General features: G+C 55.8%; 16 protein-coding genes. 6 read left to right on the top strand and 10 right to left on the bottom strand.

Translation table 11 applies throughout. The features are described from left to right. Positions 1–53 precede the first annotated feature (53 nt). Positions 54–830 (top strand): hypothetical protein, encoded by a 777-nt coding sequence (locus tag KZ498_RS18850; protein ID WP_081926986.1) that lies wholly within the window; start codon positions 54–56, stop codon positions 828–830. Here KZ498_RS18850 and KZ498_RS18845 read toward each other — a convergent pair. The 5 genes from KZ498_RS18845 to KZ498_RS18825 all read right to left on the bottom strand — a co-directional run bounded on the left by KZ498_RS18845 (position 827) and on the right by KZ498_RS18825 (position 6,276). Continuing rightward, positions 827–3,124 carry a nitric-oxide reductase large subunit gene (locus KZ498_RS18845; protein ID WP_049984705.1) on the bottom strand — a complete coding sequence of 766 codons (2,298 nt, stop codon included), beginning with the start codon at positions 3,122–3,124 and terminating at the stop codon, positions 827–829. The two genes, KZ498_RS18850 and KZ498_RS18845, sit on opposite strands and share 4 nt — an antisense overlap. Before the next feature lie 47 nt (positions 3,125–3,171). Next, positions 3,172–4,326 (bottom strand): multicopper oxidase domain-containing protein, encoded by a 1,155-nt coding sequence (locus tag KZ498_RS18840; protein WP_049984704.1) that lies wholly within the window; start codon positions 4,324–4,326, stop codon positions 3,172–3,174. 168 nt (positions 4,327–4,494) lie between these two features. Next, on the bottom strand, positions 4,495–5,220 hold the full coding sequence (locus KZ498_RS18835) for a CPBP family intramembrane glutamic endopeptidase (RefSeq protein ID WP_049984703.1): 726 nt from the start codon (positions 5,218–5,220) through the stop codon (positions 4,495–4,497). A 98-nt stretch (positions 5,221–5,318) separates the two neighbouring features. Continuing rightward, positions 5,319–5,762 (bottom strand): disulfide bond formation protein B, encoded by a 444-nt coding sequence (locus tag KZ498_RS18830; RefSeq protein WP_049984702.1) that lies wholly within the window; start codon positions 5,760–5,762, stop codon positions 5,319–5,321. Further along, positions 5,743–6,276, bottom strand: a complete 534-nt coding sequence (locus tag KZ498_RS18825) for a DsbA family protein (protein WP_312620760.1) — start codon at positions 6,274–6,276, stop codon at positions 5,743–5,745. The genes KZ498_RS18830 and KZ498_RS18825 overlap by 20 nt, the downstream gene beginning before the upstream one ends. Positions 6,277–7,911: 1,635 nt before the next feature. Here KZ498_RS18825 and KZ498_RS18820 point away from each other — a divergent pair. Continuing rightward, entirely contained in the window at positions 7,912–8,130 is a 219-nt protein-coding gene (locus tag KZ498_RS18820; protein WP_081926985.1) for a hypothetical protein, read from the top strand. A 338-nt stretch (positions 8,131–8,468) separates the two neighbouring features. On the opposite strand, the gene KZ498_RS18815 is transcribed toward KZ498_RS18820, so the two are convergent. From KZ498_RS18815 to KZ498_RS18795, 5 genes are all read right to left on the bottom strand, one after another. Next, positions 8,469–8,687, bottom strand: a complete 219-nt coding sequence (locus KZ498_RS18815) for a DUF6684 family protein (RefSeq protein WP_049984700.1) — start codon at positions 8,685–8,687, stop codon at positions 8,469–8,471. Positions 8,688–8,792: 105 nt separating this feature from the next. After that, positions 8,793–9,353, bottom strand: coding sequence for a TATA-box-binding protein (locus KZ498_RS18810; protein WP_049984699.1), 561 nt, complete (start codon positions 9,351–9,353; stop codon positions 8,793–8,795). 63 nt (positions 9,354–9,416) lie between these two features. Then, on the bottom strand, positions 9,417–10,274 hold the full coding sequence (locus tag KZ498_RS18805; protein WP_049984698.1) for a heme-copper oxidase subunit III: 858 nt from the start codon (positions 10,272–10,274) through the stop codon (positions 9,417–9,419). A 2-nt stretch (positions 10,275–10,276) separates the two neighbouring features. Then, on the bottom strand, positions 10,277–10,999 hold the full coding sequence (gene coxB, locus KZ498_RS18800; RefSeq protein ID WP_049984697.1) for a cytochrome c oxidase subunit II: 723 nt from the start codon (positions 10,997–10,999) through the stop codon (positions 10,277–10,279). After that, a complete protein-coding gene (locus KZ498_RS18795) occupies positions 10,996–12,789 on the bottom strand; it encodes a cbb3-type cytochrome c oxidase subunit I (RefSeq protein WP_049984696.1) in 1,794 nt (597 codons plus the stop codon). Before KZ498_RS18795 ends, coxB begins: the two co-directional genes overlap by 4 nt. Before the next feature lie 202 nt (positions 12,790–12,991). Here KZ498_RS18795 and KZ498_RS18790 point away from each other — a divergent pair, with 202 nt between their 5' ends. The 4 genes from KZ498_RS18790 to KZ498_RS18775 all read left to right on the top strand — a co-directional run bounded on the left by KZ498_RS18790 (position 12,992) and on the right by KZ498_RS18775 (position 16,349). Further along, positions 12,992–13,966, top strand: coding sequence for a transcription initiation factor IIB family protein (locus tag KZ498_RS18790; RefSeq protein ID WP_049984695.1), 975 nt, complete (start codon positions 12,992–12,994; stop codon positions 13,964–13,966). A 408-nt stretch (positions 13,967–14,374) separates the two neighbouring features. Beyond that, positions 14,375–14,752 (top strand): helix-turn-helix domain-containing protein, encoded by a 378-nt coding sequence (locus KZ498_RS18785; protein WP_049984693.1) that lies wholly within the window; start codon positions 14,375–14,377, stop codon positions 14,750–14,752. 8 nt (positions 14,753–14,760) lie between these two features. Further along, positions 14,761–15,027 (top strand): hypothetical protein, encoded by a 267-nt coding sequence (locus tag KZ498_RS18780; RefSeq protein ID WP_081926983.1) that lies wholly within the window; start codon positions 14,761–14,763, stop codon positions 15,025–15,027. After that, positions 15,024–16,349, top strand: coding sequence for an arylsulfotransferase family protein (locus tag KZ498_RS18775; protein ID WP_049984691.1), 1,326 nt, complete (start codon positions 15,024–15,026; stop codon positions 16,347–16,349). The genes KZ498_RS18780 and KZ498_RS18775 overlap by 4 nt, the downstream gene beginning before the upstream one ends. Positions 16,350–16,406 lie beyond the last annotated feature (57 nt).

Genomic DNA, 16,406 nt, shown 5'->3' with positions numbered 1-16,406 from the left:
ATGGCCGAAATTGACTGTACTGCAGACACAATATATGTGCCGCTATACTGGCCATGACCACCGAAGAACCCTGTTGGCCGACGTATCTGGACGCTGCCCTTGAAAGCGTTCGGCGAGAGCGACGCGAGGTTGAACGTGAGTGCCAGGCCTTTCGGCGGTTTCGCAAGCGTACTCAAAGTCTCAAAACAGACCCGCCACAGATCGAACAGATATCTGGTGGGGCGCATCAGAGGTTCTCATCCGCGCAGCCGTCTGTCCGTGACGTGATCGAGCCGTATTATCGGGAGACCGTGATGGCAGTCGATCACTACGACGATGTTTACGGTGATTCGTTCGAGACGAGCATTAGTGCCGAATTTGGGGCTGATGTCCTGCTCCTGATTTCGGAAGCGATGTCGTTTTCACAAGTCATCAAACAGCGACTCCTTGGTGCCGCTCAGCAGTGTATTGACCGCCGCCGGGTGTTTATAGAAACACTTGAAACGGAATCTGCGATGTTCAAAGATGCCCAATCCACAATCCAGACGATCCGAAATACGGTTGTCGAAATCGACGACGAAGACTTACGGGACCTTTCGGTCACCCAATTAACCAGCCGCCAAGAAACACTCCAATCGCTGACACGGAAATGTGAGGAATGGCTTCAACGACGACAAGAGCAGATCCATGTCCGGCGGTCCGAGCGGTCGTCAGGTGAGCGTGACTACACTACACTCTGCTCATATCTATACGAACCCTTGGACGTTGACCATCCAATATTAGCTACCTTTGTCGAAGTGATGGAAATCATTCGTGGGCGTGAGGGACACATCCTTCGTATGTTGGGTTAGTCATCGTCTTCCGCAAGGACGCGTTCCGAGATACTCTGTGATGCGGGCGCCTCATCCGGTGTCATGACGGCGCGGAGCGCGAACCGCTTCCGGATCATATCGTATGCGAACACGAGCGTCCCGAGAATGAGAAGCGTATCGCCGGGGAACCGCGCCCAGAACAGCAGTTGGATGACTTCGCGATTGTAGAACGCGAGGCTCCGGGCGGCGTCATATCCCTGAGTGAAGGCGACCTCGAGTTGGAGGAAGCCGACCGGGAGAACGGAGACAAATACCATCACCGCCAGGCCAGCGTTCCAGAGCCAGAATGCCCACCGGAGCCGTCGCTCGACCCACTGGCCAGGAGCGGTGGCGATTCGCAACATATAGGTCGCCATCCCGAGTGCGAGAAAGCCGAACGCCCCGAACATCGCCGCATGTGCATGGCCGACCGTCAGGTAGGTACCGTGCTCGTAGTAGTTGATGAGCGGCAGATTGATGAAGAACCCGAGAACGCCTCCACCGACGAAGTTCCACGCTCCTGACGCGATAATGAACATGAACGGGAGCGTATAGGGGAACGTCTCGTCACTCGTTGCGAGGACGCGATATTCGTTGAGGGCTTCAAAGAGGATGAGTACGAGGGGGATGAGTTCAAGCGTTGAGAAGATCGTACCGACCGGCAGCCAGACGTCAGGTTGGCCAACCCACCAGTAGTGGTGGGCAACGCCGATGACACCCGTACCCATCACGAACAGCGCCTCGAAAATGACTGCCTTTTCTGCCGACCGCTTGCGCAACAAGCCCATCGAGACAAGCGTGAGTCCGACGATGGCGACGATGAAGAACTCGAAGGCACCCTCCACCCACATGTGGACAACCCACCATCGCCAGAACTCCGTCATCACGATATTCGTCTTCGGCGTATACAGCATTCCCGCCAGAAAGAGAACGCCGATCGAGCCGCCCGCGTACAGTATCATATGGGCCAGACCATACTGTGGTTCACGGTCGAGCAGTGGTTTGAACCCCCGAGCGACGAGGACGGCCCACAGCCCGAAGCCGACGAGGAGGCCCGCCTGCCAGAGTCGTCCGACTTCGAGATATTCGAGTCCTTCGTTGCCGAGAATCCACCACAAGTCGCCGTCGATATATCCGTTGGCACCAAGCCAGATACCGGCGAAACCTCCGAGAATGACGATTACCAACGTCCCGAGCAGGACGTGGGTATACTTGGCCTGATTCGACGGCTCGTAGCCGGTGAGAAGTGGAGGCAGAAACAGCCCCGAACCGATCCACAACGTCGCGATCCAGAGAATCCCGAGGTCGATGTGATAGGTGCGGGCGAGGTAGAACGGGAGGATCTGGAGAATGTTCATGCCGAGATTCTCGAAGAGCCCGAAGAAGCCAGCCCGTTCAACGTAGTAATGAGCCAAGAGCGCACCCAGAAGTACCTGAGCAGTGAAGAGAGCGGCCGCGATGGGGATGAATCTCGTCGCGGCACGTTGACTAGGCAACAGTGCGATCTCGTCTGGATCGGGAATCGTGACGCTGTCGATATCCGGCTCCGGGAGTTCAACGGACTTGTAGGCCCAAACGCCGATTCCTGCGGCACCGACTAGTAATACCATACTGATGACGCTCCAGATCATCGTCCCTCCGGTCGGGACGTTTCCGGTCCCCGGAGCGTACGGCCAGTTATTCGTATAACTCGTCTCTGTACCCGGACGGTCCGTACTGGCGATCCAGGCTGTCCAGAGTGCAAAGTCAGCGAAGCGGCGTGCCTGATCGTCGGTGGCGATCATTCCCTGCGGAACGCCACGCTCGGCCTCGCCCTCGTGGTAGCGCTCCACGTACGTCTCTCGGACCTGTCGGTGTGCGTATGCCTCGGCGGCCGAGTGGCGGATCGTGCTCCGGTCAGTCGTGTCTTGGAGATCTGTCTTTACTCGTTGATCGACGACCGCTTGCTGGCTCGCAGAGAGGGCGTCATACTCGGCGTCGAAGCGCTCTCGGGCGTAGTACGTCGCCATATACTGTCGCTTTAGATCCAACGTATCGGCGGTGTAGTCAACTCCAAAGTAGGCGCCGTTGCCGAGGATGGTTCCCTGATTCATTAAGCCGTCAGACTGGAAGACTGCTTTTCCAGTCTGTATCTGTTCGTTCGAAACGATCGTTGACCCGTCTGGACCGACCCCTCGATCCGGAATCGGTGGCGTGTTTTGATACGAGTACCAGGCACCACCTCCCATAACCACGAGGTTGAACACGAACACCCCGACGAGGAACTTCGCGAGGGTCTTGCGTTCGACTTGCATAGTCTCTCTTATTTGATTTCGACCTACTGATTGTAGAACCCGTTCACCTACTGGCTGTAGCCGGCATACTCCATAAGCTGGTTAAAGATGTCCGTATCCATGACGGATCGATAGACCACACCAGTAAGCATCCCGCCGGGATAGAACGTGCCGTTCATGACGTGGTTGACCTTGTGGCAGTGCATCAAGTAGATGCCGGGGTCTGCATCGGCAGTAAACTCGATCGTGTGTCGTTCAGCGGGAGCAACGTTCGTGACGTCCATGTCGTGTCGGGCAGCCTCCGGAATCGTCCCGCCGTCCTTTTCGACACGCTGGAAGCGGTGGTTATGGATATGCATCGGGTGCGACATGTACCCGCCGTTGACGAGGTGGATGCGAACTGAGTCGCCCTCGTCGACGATGATCGGTGACCCTTCTTCGGGGTGCAGTGTTCGGGGTGCGCTCTTCCCGTTGACGGTAAACACGTCTGGATTGCGACTGGCCGAATTGTAGGTGAAGTCCGCCTCACCGGCCCACTTCCGCGGAACCCGCGAATCCCAGTCTTTGACGGTCATGAAGTATTCGCGGTCCGCTGGTTCGTAGCCTTCGGGATCAACTCGGTAGATCCCGTACATACCCATGTCGATATGCCGGTGGGTCTGGAAGTGACAATGGTAGAAATGCGTTCCAGGGACGTTGGCTGGGATCTCGTAGGTGTGTGTCTCACCCGGTGGGACCTGGATTCCAGTCGTCGTCGGGACGCCATCGTTCTCCCACGTCTTGCGAACCCCGTGGAAGTGAATCGTGTGGGGACGTCGGCCATCTGTGTTGTCGAGTGTCACCTCCATCGCGTTCCCCTCGGTCGTTCTGAGAATTGGGCCGGGGACGCTGGGGTCGTTGTCGTCGGCCTGGAACGCCCAGACGCGGGGGAATTCGACGGGCCCACCCATTGTATCGAGCGGGTGGACGGCGTGGCGGGCCTGCTGAGTCCGCATCGTCACTTCGCCACCCTGCTCGTCGACGTTGACGACTGTTGGAGGGCTGGTGTAGGGGAGATCAGGCGAGTCAGTTTGTGTCTGCGTGGGCGTATCGCTCGTTGCTGCTGGCTCGTTGGCTCCGCCCGCAGAACAGCCTGCTAACGAAGCGATACTGGTCGCGCCAGTTGCCGCGAGAAACTCACGCCGTGACAGTCCGGTTCCGGGTGCGCCGAAACGTGTAGTCATGATACACTCGGCATTTTGGTTGGCCTAAACATAGGGCGATTGTAGATTCCCAGTTCACGGGATAGCGCTTGGATATGTTCGGCACAAGCTGGATAGGCATAGCGGGAGCTTCTCTAAGTTTGAGTGTCCAATGCTAGTCTGAAGTCACGCGCCGAATCTGGAGAAATATCAAATCCCGCCCGTCGAGGTAAGGTACGCGCTCGCAAATTGGATCGCATTATATGTTGCATGCATAACTGCAGGAACTGCGAGATTCTCCGTATATTCGTACGCAGTCCCGAGCACGAGTGCCAGAACAAATGCCGTTCCAATATATACCAATTTTCCCTCACCGGTCAACGAGAAGAGGTGGATCGAAGCGAATAATGCACTGGCGAGAACGATGGCGCGGACTGGATGGAGTGTTTCGCGGAGTCTTCCCTGGATGAGCCCCCGGTACAACAGCTCTTCTCCGGGTCCAACCAACAGAAACTGAAGCGGGACGAGAAGCAGGAACACGCCCGGGTTCTCTTGCCCGACCTCGACGATCTGATTCTGTGCTGAGCTTAGACCGAGGGCTGAAATCACCGACGAAACCACAAAGAGCAGACCTAGGAGCGCAATACTTCCGCCGATAATCACTGCACTATCACGTTTATCAGGAATATTGATGGGGATGAATCCGAGTCCGAGATGATAGCGTTTGAGATAGAGGAGGGTGATTCCCCCGAACGTCACCCCCTGCAAGAAGACCGTGACCAGGAACAGCCGGAGGCCAGGACGCGACGAAAGGTCGACGCCAAGCAGTCCGACACCTGTCACGATGGTGAGGATCACGACCGATCCAACAAGGTACGATCCATATGTGAGGCCAATTGCCGTGGCGACAGATCCGAGCCGAGATGTCGAAGGCATTGATTATACTGGAATGTTGGAACTCCCACTACAAGCGGGCTTCGATAGGTCGATTCCGGCGCTATTCATTCCAAGACATCCCGCGATAGTGACTTCGTTCATAGCTGACGTTCTGGTTCGATCACGTCTGATCCAGCGAGGACTGTAATCGTCACGAGCACGAACGCGATGAGTGAGAGATTCGGAATCGTGAGTCCGAGCACGGGAAGCCGCCACTGGACGACTGCACAGGGGCCTGCGAAGGTACACGAGGTCGTCGTCGCTTGGAGGACGGAGTGATATGCAGCGATCACCCCGCCGACCACGGATAGTGGCGTGACTGTCCGCCAAATCGTGTCGTGATTCTCGACTGCGGCAACGCCTAAGACGATGACGAGCGGGTACATGAGAATCCGTTGGTACCAACAGAGGGTACAGGGAACGAGCCCGAGGCCGAGACTGAACCAGAGGCTCCCAGTGGTCGCGACCGTCGCAACTACTGTCCCGCTTGCGAGCCAGAACCGACCATCGGTGGTCGTTAACTCAACTCTGTCCGGCAGCATCTTCGATCAGCCGTCTGGTCCGGTCTTCGTTCCCGAGCGGGTTGATTGTCGTTCCGTCGATGAGGAGGGTCGGCGTGGAATTGACGCCACTGTCGCTCGCTGCCTTGCCTGTCGCCCGAAGTGCGTCCTCGTACTGGTTTTCCTGAATTGCCGTCCGGACCACTTCTGTCTTTGACATTCCTGCCGACTGGGCAAATTCTACTAACTGATCCGCAGTTGCCCATTGCTCACGTTCGGGAGGCTGATTCTGGAATACGTATTCGTGAAACGACCAATACGAGGCTGGCTCAGCGTTCCAGACGGCTAACCCGGACTGCCCGGCTGCTGGCGCATCCGGACCTAAAAACGGCTCTCCTCCGATGTAGGCGAGATTGCGGAACTCGAGCGCGATTGTTCCCGGTTCGACGTAATCCGTCACCAACTGCGAGAGCATGCCGGTGCTGAACTGGGCGCAATACGGACATTTCCAACTCCCGAAGTAGGTGACTGTGACCTCGGCGTCAGCGGATCCCATTACTGCATAGCGGAATTCGGTCGGCGAATCGGGAATCGGTGCGGTTGCGACGGCGCCCGCTCCACCAGTAGAATTGGTGCTCCCGTTGGATTCGGTACCCTTGTTGTTAGTAAGAACGGTTCCGCTAACTACGAGGGTGGCAGTGGCAGTCCCACCGCCGGCGAGGAGCAACTGTCGGCGAGTGAGCCCTCCAACAGCAGCACTAACTCCGCCCTCCGAGAGACGCTCGGTGAATGTGAGTGAATCGACGGCTGCGTCTGCTCGCTTGTAGTCGACACGTGAGAGTGTATCGGGATGCGCGGCGAGCCAATGTCTATACAACCGCTCGTCAGTTTCTCCCTCCAGTTGCTCACCACAGTAGTGGCACGCGTTGTGGGTGTTCCACGCATGATCGCGAGTGGCTCCGGCTGTCTCGAACTGATCGGCACAGACCGGACAGGTGTGTGTAGTCATTCTCAGTCGATAGTTGGGGTTGAGGGACTCATACGTTTATTGTCCTGTGCTCGATAGTCGGCTGGATTGTCGTCATCTGTGGTGCCTTTCTGTGAATATGGATTGGGTTAGCAACGAAGATCTGAGACGAAAGCGGTCGGTCGGTGGGAGAGCATAATCGAGGCTGGTCGAGGTCCAAAACAATAGGGGACGGTGCTGCCGACCAGTTGCATCCTTGTCCACTGTAGGCGTGTTCGCCGGTGTTCGTTTTGTGCCGATAATCTCGACTTCGTGATCTGTTCCATCACTGAGGAATAAATTGGGCTTAGTGATTACTGATAGCGGCGCTCCCCGCTCGAAAGATTCTCTGTCTCCGTCATCTCTTCACTGTCTCATCTCGTCTAACAACAGGTCTACAGGCTGAGCAGGCCGAGTGCCTCGGGGTTTGACCCGGAGAGTGAAGGCCGTAAGCTCTTTGTCGCAATCCACCGAAGTGTGAATACAGTTGCGACGTGGGTTAAAGACCTTAATCCGAAGCAACTGCCGGCAGTTGCGAGGAAATGCGACACCTCTCAAAACCCTGCTACGGCAGGTGAGACGGGTGTTGTCGGGCGGGGTGAAGCCGCCGACCCTCACGGACGCATCGGGCGTTCGGGTGTTAATTCCAACCGACCCAACACGGGGAGGTCGAGGGGAATTAAATTCGCCTGCGACAGCACGACTCGGTTTTGGGCGTGCGGTCAAAACGGTGAAGCCGCGGGGCTTGTCCCCGCGGTACTTCACTGCCTGTGGGTACATTTCTCGAAATCAAAGCCCTTGAATGTGCCCGTCATCTGGGAGATCTCTGCCCACTATGCTGGTTCAGTTGACCCTTGATAGTAGATCAAGAGAGCGATTAACGGTCCCATCGTACCAATCGTGGCGATAACTGCCCCGACCCCTCCATCGGTGAATGTAATGCCGAGAAGCCACGCTCCGACGAGTGTGAGACTCACGAGCAGATACACGATATAGTTCATGTGAAACCATTGCGCAACACAGGCCCTTAATCTAGCGAAAATCTCCGTCCGTCAAATGTGAACTCTACGCTGATCGAGTTATTACCGGTCTCCATACAGATGCTACGGCTGGGTGTCTGTGGGTACTCGCCTTGCTCTGTACGTGAATCGAGCGCTTTTTACAGAAGTCTAGCCAACAGTAGGTATGGGCTCTTCCGAAACTGCGTCCCGACAAATAAGCCGCCGTCGGGCGACTCTTGCGGTGTCACCATTTCTCGCGCTCGGAATTGCAGACATCATCCTCCTTCTCGGGTGGGGTGTCGATCCACTCTGGGGATTCATGATTCTCCCCCCCATTCTATTTATTACCGTGCTTGGATGGATCGCGTTTCGAACGGGATTCGCACGCGACCGGACTGACTGAGCAATGTCTGAGAAAGAGCTTTTGATGCTTATTCTCGGCATAATTGCTGCTCTGATGTTTGTGGCTGGTCTTGTTCTTGTTATGACATGACCCGTACTCTTGGCATACTACTGGTAAACGAGTAACCGAATCGTTCAGCCCGGTTCGAGAAGAACTGCGAAAACCGCTAGTGGCGGGATTAGCACGAACACGAACACCAATCCTGCAATCGGTCTTGTTCCTAGTTTCCACAGAAAGACTGCCACGAGAAATAAGAGAAAATCGACTCCAAACAAGGCGAGTAACCAGTGTCGTTCAAACCATTCTTTTAGATCCATACCAAAATCAGCGGATCTACGTTATCTCTCAATATGAATGGCAGCCTCATAGGTCAATATCACGAGCGCGATGAATGGGACGACGATCAGTAAAATCTGCATCGCGGAAACTAATGAGAGGGTAACCCCCCACGGAGCGACGAGTATGAAGAACAGGAGGAAAAAGCCCAAAATCAAGAGCGGGACGACGTTGACTGTGATGTCGAGCAGGGTGTCTTTCGACCAGATGGTGTCGGTCATTGGTTGACTGTAACACGCAGGTTGTAATGTGGTTTTTCATAGCTCGGTGTTCCCAGTCCGGGTGGCCGAGCCGAATTGATACTTGCGTATCCCGTGGCCGAATTCTTAGTCCAGGAGGTCAAGGTTCTGTAGGTGATCGTGAATGGTTTCAATAGCCTTCGTTGCGTCCTCAAACGACTTACATCCGGTAATGACCAACTTGCCACTTCCGAACAACAACCCTACGACAGTCGCATTTGGGAGCCGATACACGAGTCCTGGAAACTGCTCGGGTTCGTATTCGACGTCTTCGAGACCGAGGCCAACCGCAATAGCGATGAGATTCAGGCGCTGGCCAAGCTCACCGCTCGCTACCATATTCTGAATGACGATGTCTGCCTCGGTTGTGACAGGAATCCCTAGCGATCGAAGTTCGTCGAAGAGAGTGTGAATGGCTTGATGTGCCTCGTCAACACTCGCAGCACCAGTACAAACCATTTTCCCGGAACGGAAGATGAGAACCGCTGCTTTGGGGCTCTGAATACGGTAGATCAACCCTGGAAACTTGTCTGGATCATAATCTGTGCCGGCAAGATCGTCGCCGAGCTGATCTAGGTCAAGTTCCTGCTCGATCCCAGTTGATGCGACCACGTTTTCGATTTCGAGGGTTTCTTTTGGAGATGGCATAGGGTTAGTCAGGTAGTTTCGATCGACCACTCGAATGAAGTTCTTGAACACTCATCTCGATCATTATAGGGTGAATGCGGCACCAACGTAGAGCGTGGCGACGAGGAAGATCCAGACGGCGTCCACGAAGTGCCAGTACATGGTGACTGTACTCACGGAGGTATGGCGCTCTGGTGAGTAGTGCCCGTAGAGTGTCCGGACGGAGAGAAGCGCCAGGAGAATTACGCCGAGGGTGACGTGCAACCCGTGGAGACCAGTTAATCCGAAAAAGGCACTGAAGTAGATACCACTCGAGAGGGTGAATCCCTCACCGACGATGAACTCGTAGTACTCTAACACCTGTCCAGCGAGGAACACCACACCGAGGAGGACGGTCGTCCCGAGCAGGCCGGCAAACCGACGACGATTCCCATTGCGGAGCGCACTGTGGGCGAAATGGAGCGTGACACTACTGAGAATGAGTATCGCTGTATTGGCGAGTACGAGCGACGAGAGTAGGTCCGGTAGCTCACCGGGCGGCCATGGGCCGACTCTGATGAAGAAATAATAGACGAAGCCAGCTCCGAAGGTGGCGACTTCTGTCCCCAGGAAGAGGAGCATTCCCCACCGGAGCTTCCCTGTCGAATCCTCTGCGTCCCGCGACCAGTAGTGCTTGACGAAGCCGTGATAGATCCAGCCGTACAGTCCGACGAGGAAAAGAACCACCCCAGCGATAATGGTGGCGGGTCCCACGTTCGCACCGACGAGCGCGTCGTCACCCTGTCCAAGTAGGAAGAGACCTGCACCCACGTAGAGTCCAGCCGCCCCGAGCGCAGTGACGAAGGGCCACCAGCTGGCTTCACCGAATCCCTGCGGCCAGTCTTCGACTGCTGGAAGGTGGTGGCTGTGTCCGTCTGTGGAGTCGTCTTCTGTGGTAGACATTGTTACTGTTGAGATTCCTGTTGGTCTTCGAGCCACTGCTGATATTCGTCGTAACTCACGACTTTTACTGTTGCAGTCATCTGGGAATGACCTGTACCACAGAATTCCGCACAGTAGAGCTGATACGTTCCCTGGGAAGTGGGCGTCGTCTGGAGGCGGTTGTATTGCCCAGGGACCGCGTCCTGTTTAAGGCCCAGTTCTGGGATGTGAACTGCGTGTATGACATCTGTAGACGTTATATTTAGCGAGACGGTCCGATTTGCGGGGAGGACGAGCGTCCCTCGTGACGTGACGTTTGCCTCAGGATACTTGAACGTCCACAGGAACTGCTGCCCGACAACGGTCACCTCGGTTGCATTCGTCTGGCCTTCTTCTGTTACTTGCGGCGTCGCGGTGACGGCGGGTAGAGCGAGGACCTGATATGAGGCAACCCCGACGAAGAGCAGGATGATCGCGGTCGCGACGGTCCAAGTAATTTCGAGTCGTCGGTTCTCTTGTGTTGGTGCTGGCTCGTCGTTGTTCCGGAAGCGCCAGACGGTGTAAATGAGGATTCCCTCAACGAGGATAGTAATGGGGACTGCGACGTAGAGGAGTTTGAGATTCAGTGACTGAATAAGCGCTTCCGTCGCCGAATCTGCGCCTGCTGCTGCGGCCGGCAATGCAACGATGCTCACACCGATTGCGGCGAAGACGACTCCGAGGAGCAGCTGTCTGTGGCGAGTCATGTTGTTTCCTCCGTATCGTCGTCACTCTGGGGTGGTCTTGCTTCGCTTCCCCCATCAGCGAGTGTCATCTCTTGCTGGGGATCAAACCATTCCCACTCCTTCGTCAGCAAGCCGTCCTGTGCCAGATCCCATGGATCGCTCTCTTCGACCCGTGGCCCCTCGAGCCACGACTGTACAATATTCCAGAGGAAGACGAGTCCGCTGAACCCAATTAAGTACGCTCCGACCGTCGCAATTTGATGGAGATCCGTGAACAGGGCGACCGGCCCGATATCGACGTTATATGTCGCATACCGCCGGGGCATTCCGTTGTACCCGAGTAAAATCATTGCAAGAAACGTGAGGTTTGACCCGATCATAAAGAGCCAGAAATGGATTTTCGCAAGTTTGGGCTGGTACCACTTTCCGGTATAGAGCGGGAACCAGTAGTAGATGCCAGCGAAGACGGCGGCGAGGATGGCCATCAGGATGAAATGGAAGTGGCCGACGACGTAGTAGGTGTCATGGAGAACGAGGTCGACCGGGATTGACGCAAGGAAGACGCCGGTGACACCGCCGATGATGAAGAGGCTCACGAATCCGATACAGAAGAGCATCGGCGCTGTCAACCGCAACCGACCGTTCCACATGGTCGTGATCCAATTGAACGTCTTGACTGCACTTGGGACAGCAATGGCGAGCGTGACCGCCATGAAGCTGGCACGCAGTCGGGGATCCATCCCGGTTGCGAACATGTGGTGGGCCCAGACGCCGAATGAGAGGACGCCGATGGCGAGGGTTGAGTAGACAACGAACTTGAAGCCGAACAGCTTCCGCCCCGAGAACTTTGGAAGAATAATACTGATGAGACCCATCGGGGGAAGAACGAGAATGTACACCTCTGGATGGCCGAAGAACCAGAACAGATTCTGCCAGAGGATGGGACTCCCTCCTTCGACTGTGAAAAACGTGGTCCCGAAATTCCTGTCCAAGAGGAGCATAACGAGTGCACTTCCGAGCAGCGGGAAGGAGAACAGGATGAGCCCCGACTGCGTCAGTACCGTCCAGGAGAAGATGTCGAGATTCGCCCAGCTAACCTCCTCTGCGCGTTCAGTGAAGATGGTCGCAATGAAGTTGATCGCCCCCATCGTCGCAGAAACTCCCGTGAGGTGGAGCCCCAGCAGCATCAGGTCAACAGCAGGGCTTGGCTGCTGGATCGAGAGCGGCGTATACATCGTCCAACTGGTCTGCGACGGGGCAATTCCAGGAATGAAGAAGCCGGCCCAGATGAGTAAGGCTCCTGGCGGGAGCAACCAGAATGCGATGGAGTTGATACGGGGGAACGCCATGTCATCCGCTCCGATAAGTAGGGGGACGAAATAATTTGCAAATGCGGCGAGGATGGGGGTTCCGAACAGGAACAGCAGGGTAATGCCATGACTGGTCAACAACGCGTTGTATGTGGTCGACTGGATCAACGTCGCTGGCGGATCAAGCAGTTCGGTCCGCATTATCAGCACCGACAGACCTCCCCAAGCGAGCGTGATCACGGAATAGACCCCATACAGTACGCCGATATCCTTGTGATCTACGGTGGTCAGCCATCGAGTAATTCCACCTGGCTTCTCCTCGTGGCCGTACTCTGTATGCCCGGCACCACCCCCAATGTCGCTCGTTGGCACATACGAGCGGACATCTTCGAGCCGAGCCAACCAGGCTATGACCGCTATGAGAACGAGTCCCATCGAGACGGTCAGTGCAACTGAAGTCGTGACAGAGGTAACCGCAAGTGGCGTGAGTCCGGATATCATGGGTGTTCGAGAGTGTGTTAATTCGCAGGGTTGATTGGACCCCGTCGGCTTCGACCTAGTTGCCGTTCAAAGCGGTGTAGTGAACCTGTTTGGTGGATTCCCAAACGATGGGAATCCGCCCTTCATTTACACTGATTCCGAACCGGAGTTTGCTAGAGAGAACCACTCGGCCGAGGATGTGAAGTCCCGGCAAGCAGGACCTATGAACGAGATATCTATCAGACCAGACGAACGAGATGCTCGCGAGTCAGTGCAGCGAGAATCGGGCGAGTCGTTCCGCGAGATCTGTCCAGAATGCAATGGTCGGATCGTCCCCGACGAAGAACACGGAGAGGTGTCCTGTGAGGACTGCGGCATCGTTCTCGACGAAGACGCTCTCGACCGTGGACCCGAATGGCGCGCTTACGATGACGATGAAACAACCGAGCGGAGTCGAGTCGGGGCACCGACCACCAACCTCATGCACGATAGAGGGCTCAGTACGACGATCGGGTGGCAAGATAAAGACGCCCGCGGAAACCCAGTCCCGTCCAATCAGCGAGCACAGCTCCAGCGGCTCCGGACTTGGGACGAACGCTTTCGGACGAAAAACGCCCAGGAACGGAATCTCAAACAGGCACTCGGCGAGATCGATCGTATGGCTAGCGCGCTCGGCCTTCCGCAGTCATGTCGTGAGATCGCTGGTGTGCTCTACCGCCGAGCAGTTGAGGAAGAACTCCTCATTGGCCGGTCCATCGAAGGTATGGCGACTGCCTGTCTGTACGCTGCCGCTCGACAGTATGGGACACCACGGACGTTGGTCGAATTCACGACAGTAAGCCGCGTCGAGAAACTCCCGGTTCAGCGCGCTTACCGGTACCTGTCGCGGGAACTCGGGCTGGAAATCGAACCGACCGATCCGGTAGCATACGTTCCCCAATTTGCGTCGACGCTTGAGGTGAGCGACGAAGCTGAGCGGGTCGCACGCGACCTTCTTGAGACTGCAAAATCTCACGGTATTCACAGCGGGAAGAGTCCTGCGGGCCTCGCAGCGTCAGCCCTGTATGCCGCCACACATCTCACGAACGAAGGCCTCACCCAAGCAATGGTAAGCGACGCAGCCCACGTCAGTAAAGTCACTATCAGGAACCGTTATCAGGAACTTCTTGACGTCCAGGATGGACAGTCGGGTGTCTAAGTTATGGACCGAGCCGTTCTCCGAGCGCTGGAGGCAGATGGCCCACTTCACGTCATGGAAATTGCCACTCGAATTGAAGATCACCCAATTACTGTCGATCAGGCCTGTGCTCGGCTTCACGACGACGGATTCATCTCTCCGATTGGCGGAGGGCGCTATCGCCTGACAGAGGAGGGTAGCGCACAGCTCAACGACGAGAGCGAGCTTTCACGGGAGCGGCCGTGGAGGAAACTGTTTGATGAAACATGAGCGGCAGTTCAATGGTCGTACTCCACCGCGATTTGAACCCACGAACCTTCGTGTACTGTATGATCCCACAGAATTTCGAGCAAGATAGCGGATGGCGGACTCACCTCCGACCGACTCCGAATCAGTCGACCTATTCCACAGCCGTTTCAAAACCTGACCATGGGCGACGATCCAGCAACTAATGAGGACCCCTCGCCACTACAGGCTGTCCTCGATGCGCTGGATGACCCCGAGTGTCAGACCATCCTCAGAGAAACCGCTGAACCAATGACCGCCAAGGAACTCATCGAACGGTGTGATATCCCGAAATCGACGGTGTATCGGAAACTAGATCTCCTCAGTACAGCTTCCCTCGTCCGGGAACGTATCGAGATCCACCCAGAGGGAGGACGAATCACGCGGTACCAACGTGATTTTACTGACGTGACCATATCGATGGACGACGACGATCAGATCGATGTCGAGATTAGCCGGCCCAAGCGGAGTGCTGATGAACGCCTTGCGAATATCTGGTCAAAGATGGGTGACGAGCTGTGAGTCAAACGATGCTTGCGATTCTCGTCATCAAGACCGTGATTCTTGCCCTCGGTGGTGGGATTACATTCATCGCCTACAAGGCTCATCGACGAACTGGAGAGCCTTCGCTCCGTGCACTTGCTGCTGGTTTTGGAATCATCACGTTTGGTGCACTCCTTGCGGGTATTGCTCACCAGCTACTCGGGGTCGAACTTCAAATAGGTGTTCTCATTAATAGTCTCCTTGTAGCGATTGGGCTGGCGATCATAATGTACTCTCTCTATATTCAGAAATGACGGTGACACACGATCTCAGTTCGAGACTACCGTCGAGAGGCACTTTGCTTGTGGTTGCGGGTCTCTCTCTTTTTGTCACTACTCTCGTTGTTAGTGCTGCCCTCGCTCCAGCAATCGGAACAGCCTCAGACGCAAACCAGGAACGGCTGACAATAGTCGGGTCGCAAGGCGGGGGTCCCGGGTGGCACGAATATGGCAGCGTCTATCTCCTCAACGGTACGAACGTCACATGGCGCGAGTCAAGCGCCGACAGCTACTTCGACGTGACGAAAACCGAGAATGGAACGGTCCTAGCTGGGTTCATGGATGGTGGATACGCTTCGTGTGGTCCATACGAATCACCGTGTACGCGAACTGGATTCCGGGTCATCAATCCGCAGCCCGAACCTCGCGTGCTTTCCGAGTATAGCTTCCCCGTGAGGACGAAAAAGAACAGTGAAGTTCACGATGTCGAACGACTCGAATCGGGAGAATACTTGGTCACCGATATGGAGTACGAGCGTATCTTCACCGTCAAAGATGGCGAAGTTACGTGGCAGTGGAACGCGAGTTCATTCTACGATGCTCCTCAAGACCCGACGACAACTGACTGGCTGCACATCAATGACGTCGATGTCATCGACGAGGGTCGGTATCTCGTCTCAGTCCGCAACGCCAACCAGCTCGTGATTGTTGAGCGTGGTAAGGGGGTCGTCGATGTCATCAATAAAGATACGACGAATTCGAACGATGCAAATTGCCGTAAATCCGGGCAGCTAGCCGATTACGACAACGACGGTGAGGTGCGGTGCGGTGATCCCACGGTGCTCAATCACCAGCACAATCCCCAGTGGCTCGGAGAGGACGCTGTCCTTGTCGCCGACAGCGAGAACGACCGCGTGGTCGAACTCCACCAGACTGCGAACGGCAGTTGGACACCGGCGTGGACTCTCGAAAGGGCGGGTGGTATTCCGTTCAACTGGCCTCGAGACGCCGATCGTCTCCCGAACGGGAATACGTTGATCACGGACACGCTGAATCGGCGCATCGTCGAAGTGAACGAATCGGGGGCTGTCGTCTGGAGTGTCCAAACGGAGCGAATTCCGTATGAAGCAGATCGACTCCCAGTCGGTGAGTCTGTGGGAGCACCTCAGTATGCTACAGATTCAGGATCAATCAATACACCATCTGATGATGTGTCAGTTCTTTCGCTGATGCTTGTCGGTCTCCGAGCAGTTATTCCTTCGACACCATTCTGGTTCCGCGAGCCACAGCTTGGACTGACAATCGTGTCGATGCTTTTCGTTCTTACAGGTGTCGTGGACCGGTTCTGGAGACGGTAACTGTACTGAGAACATAGCTCTCACCCTCAAATCGATGTGTATCTCAAACAGTAACGA

Source organism: Haloarcula sp. 1CSR25-25, from assembly GCF_032027985.1.
In the GTDB taxonomy this organism is placed as follows: Archaea; Halobacteriota; Halobacteria; order Halobacteriales; family Haloarculaceae; genus Haloarcula.
The sequence above is the reverse complement of the archived record's forward strand: the minus strand, read 5'-3'. Positions and strand labels throughout refer to the sequence as shown.

Excerpts from the sequence above, each read along its gene's own strand:
- KZ498_RS18850 (WP_081926986.1), top strand. The coding sequence starts at position 54 with ATGACCACCGAAGAACCCTGTTGGCCGACGTATCTGGACGCTGCCCTT.
- KZ498_RS18845 (WP_049984705.1), bottom strand. The coding sequence starts at position 3,124 with ATGCAAGTCGAACGCAAGACCCTCGCGAAGTTCCTCGTCGGGGTGTTC.
- KZ498_RS18840 (WP_049984704.1), bottom strand. The coding sequence starts at position 4,326 with ATGACTACACGTTTCGGCGCACCCGGAACCGGACTGTCACGGCGTGAG.
- KZ498_RS18835 (WP_049984703.1), bottom strand. The coding sequence starts at position 5,220 with ATGCCTTCGACATCTCGGCTCGGATCTGTCGCCACGGCAATTGGCCTC.
- KZ498_RS18830 (WP_049984702.1), bottom strand. The coding sequence starts at position 5,762 with ATGCTGCCGGACAGAGTTGAGTTAACGACCACCGATGGTCGGTTCTGG.
- KZ498_RS18825 (WP_312620760.1), bottom strand. The coding sequence starts at position 6,276 with ATGGGATCCGCTGACGCCGAGGTCACAGTCACCTACTTCGGGAGTTGG.
- KZ498_RS18820 (WP_081926985.1), top strand. The coding sequence starts at position 7,912 with ATGGGCTCTTCCGAAACTGCGTCCCGACAAATAAGCCGCCGTCGGGCG.
- KZ498_RS18815 (WP_049984700.1), bottom strand. The coding sequence starts at position 8,687 with ATGACCGACACCATCTGGTCGAAAGACACCCTGCTCGACATCACAGTC.
- KZ498_RS18810 (WP_049984699.1), bottom strand. The coding sequence starts at position 9,353 with ATGCCATCTCCAAAAGAAACCCTCGAAATCGAAAACGTGGTCGCATCA.
- KZ498_RS18805 (WP_049984698.1), bottom strand. The coding sequence starts at position 10,274 with ATGTCTACCACAGAAGACGACTCCACAGACGGACACAGCCACCACCTT.
- coxB (WP_049984697.1), bottom strand. The coding sequence starts at position 10,999 with ATGACTCGCCACAGACAGCTGCTCCTCGGAGTCGTCTTCGCCGCAATC.
- KZ498_RS18795 (WP_049984696.1), bottom strand. The coding sequence starts at position 12,789 with ATGATATCCGGACTCACGCCACTTGCGGTTACCTCTGTCACGACTTCA.
- KZ498_RS18790 (WP_049984695.1), top strand. The coding sequence starts at position 12,992 with ATGAACGAGATATCTATCAGACCAGACGAACGAGATGCTCGCGAGTCA.
- KZ498_RS18785 (WP_049984693.1), top strand. The coding sequence starts at position 14,375 with ATGGGCGACGATCCAGCAACTAATGAGGACCCCTCGCCACTACAGGCT.
- KZ498_RS18780 (WP_081926983.1), top strand. The coding sequence starts at position 14,761 with ATGCTTGCGATTCTCGTCATCAAGACCGTGATTCTTGCCCTCGGTGGT.
- KZ498_RS18775 (WP_049984691.1), top strand. The coding sequence starts at position 15,024 with ATGACGGTGACACACGATCTCAGTTCGAGACTACCGTCGAGAGGCACT.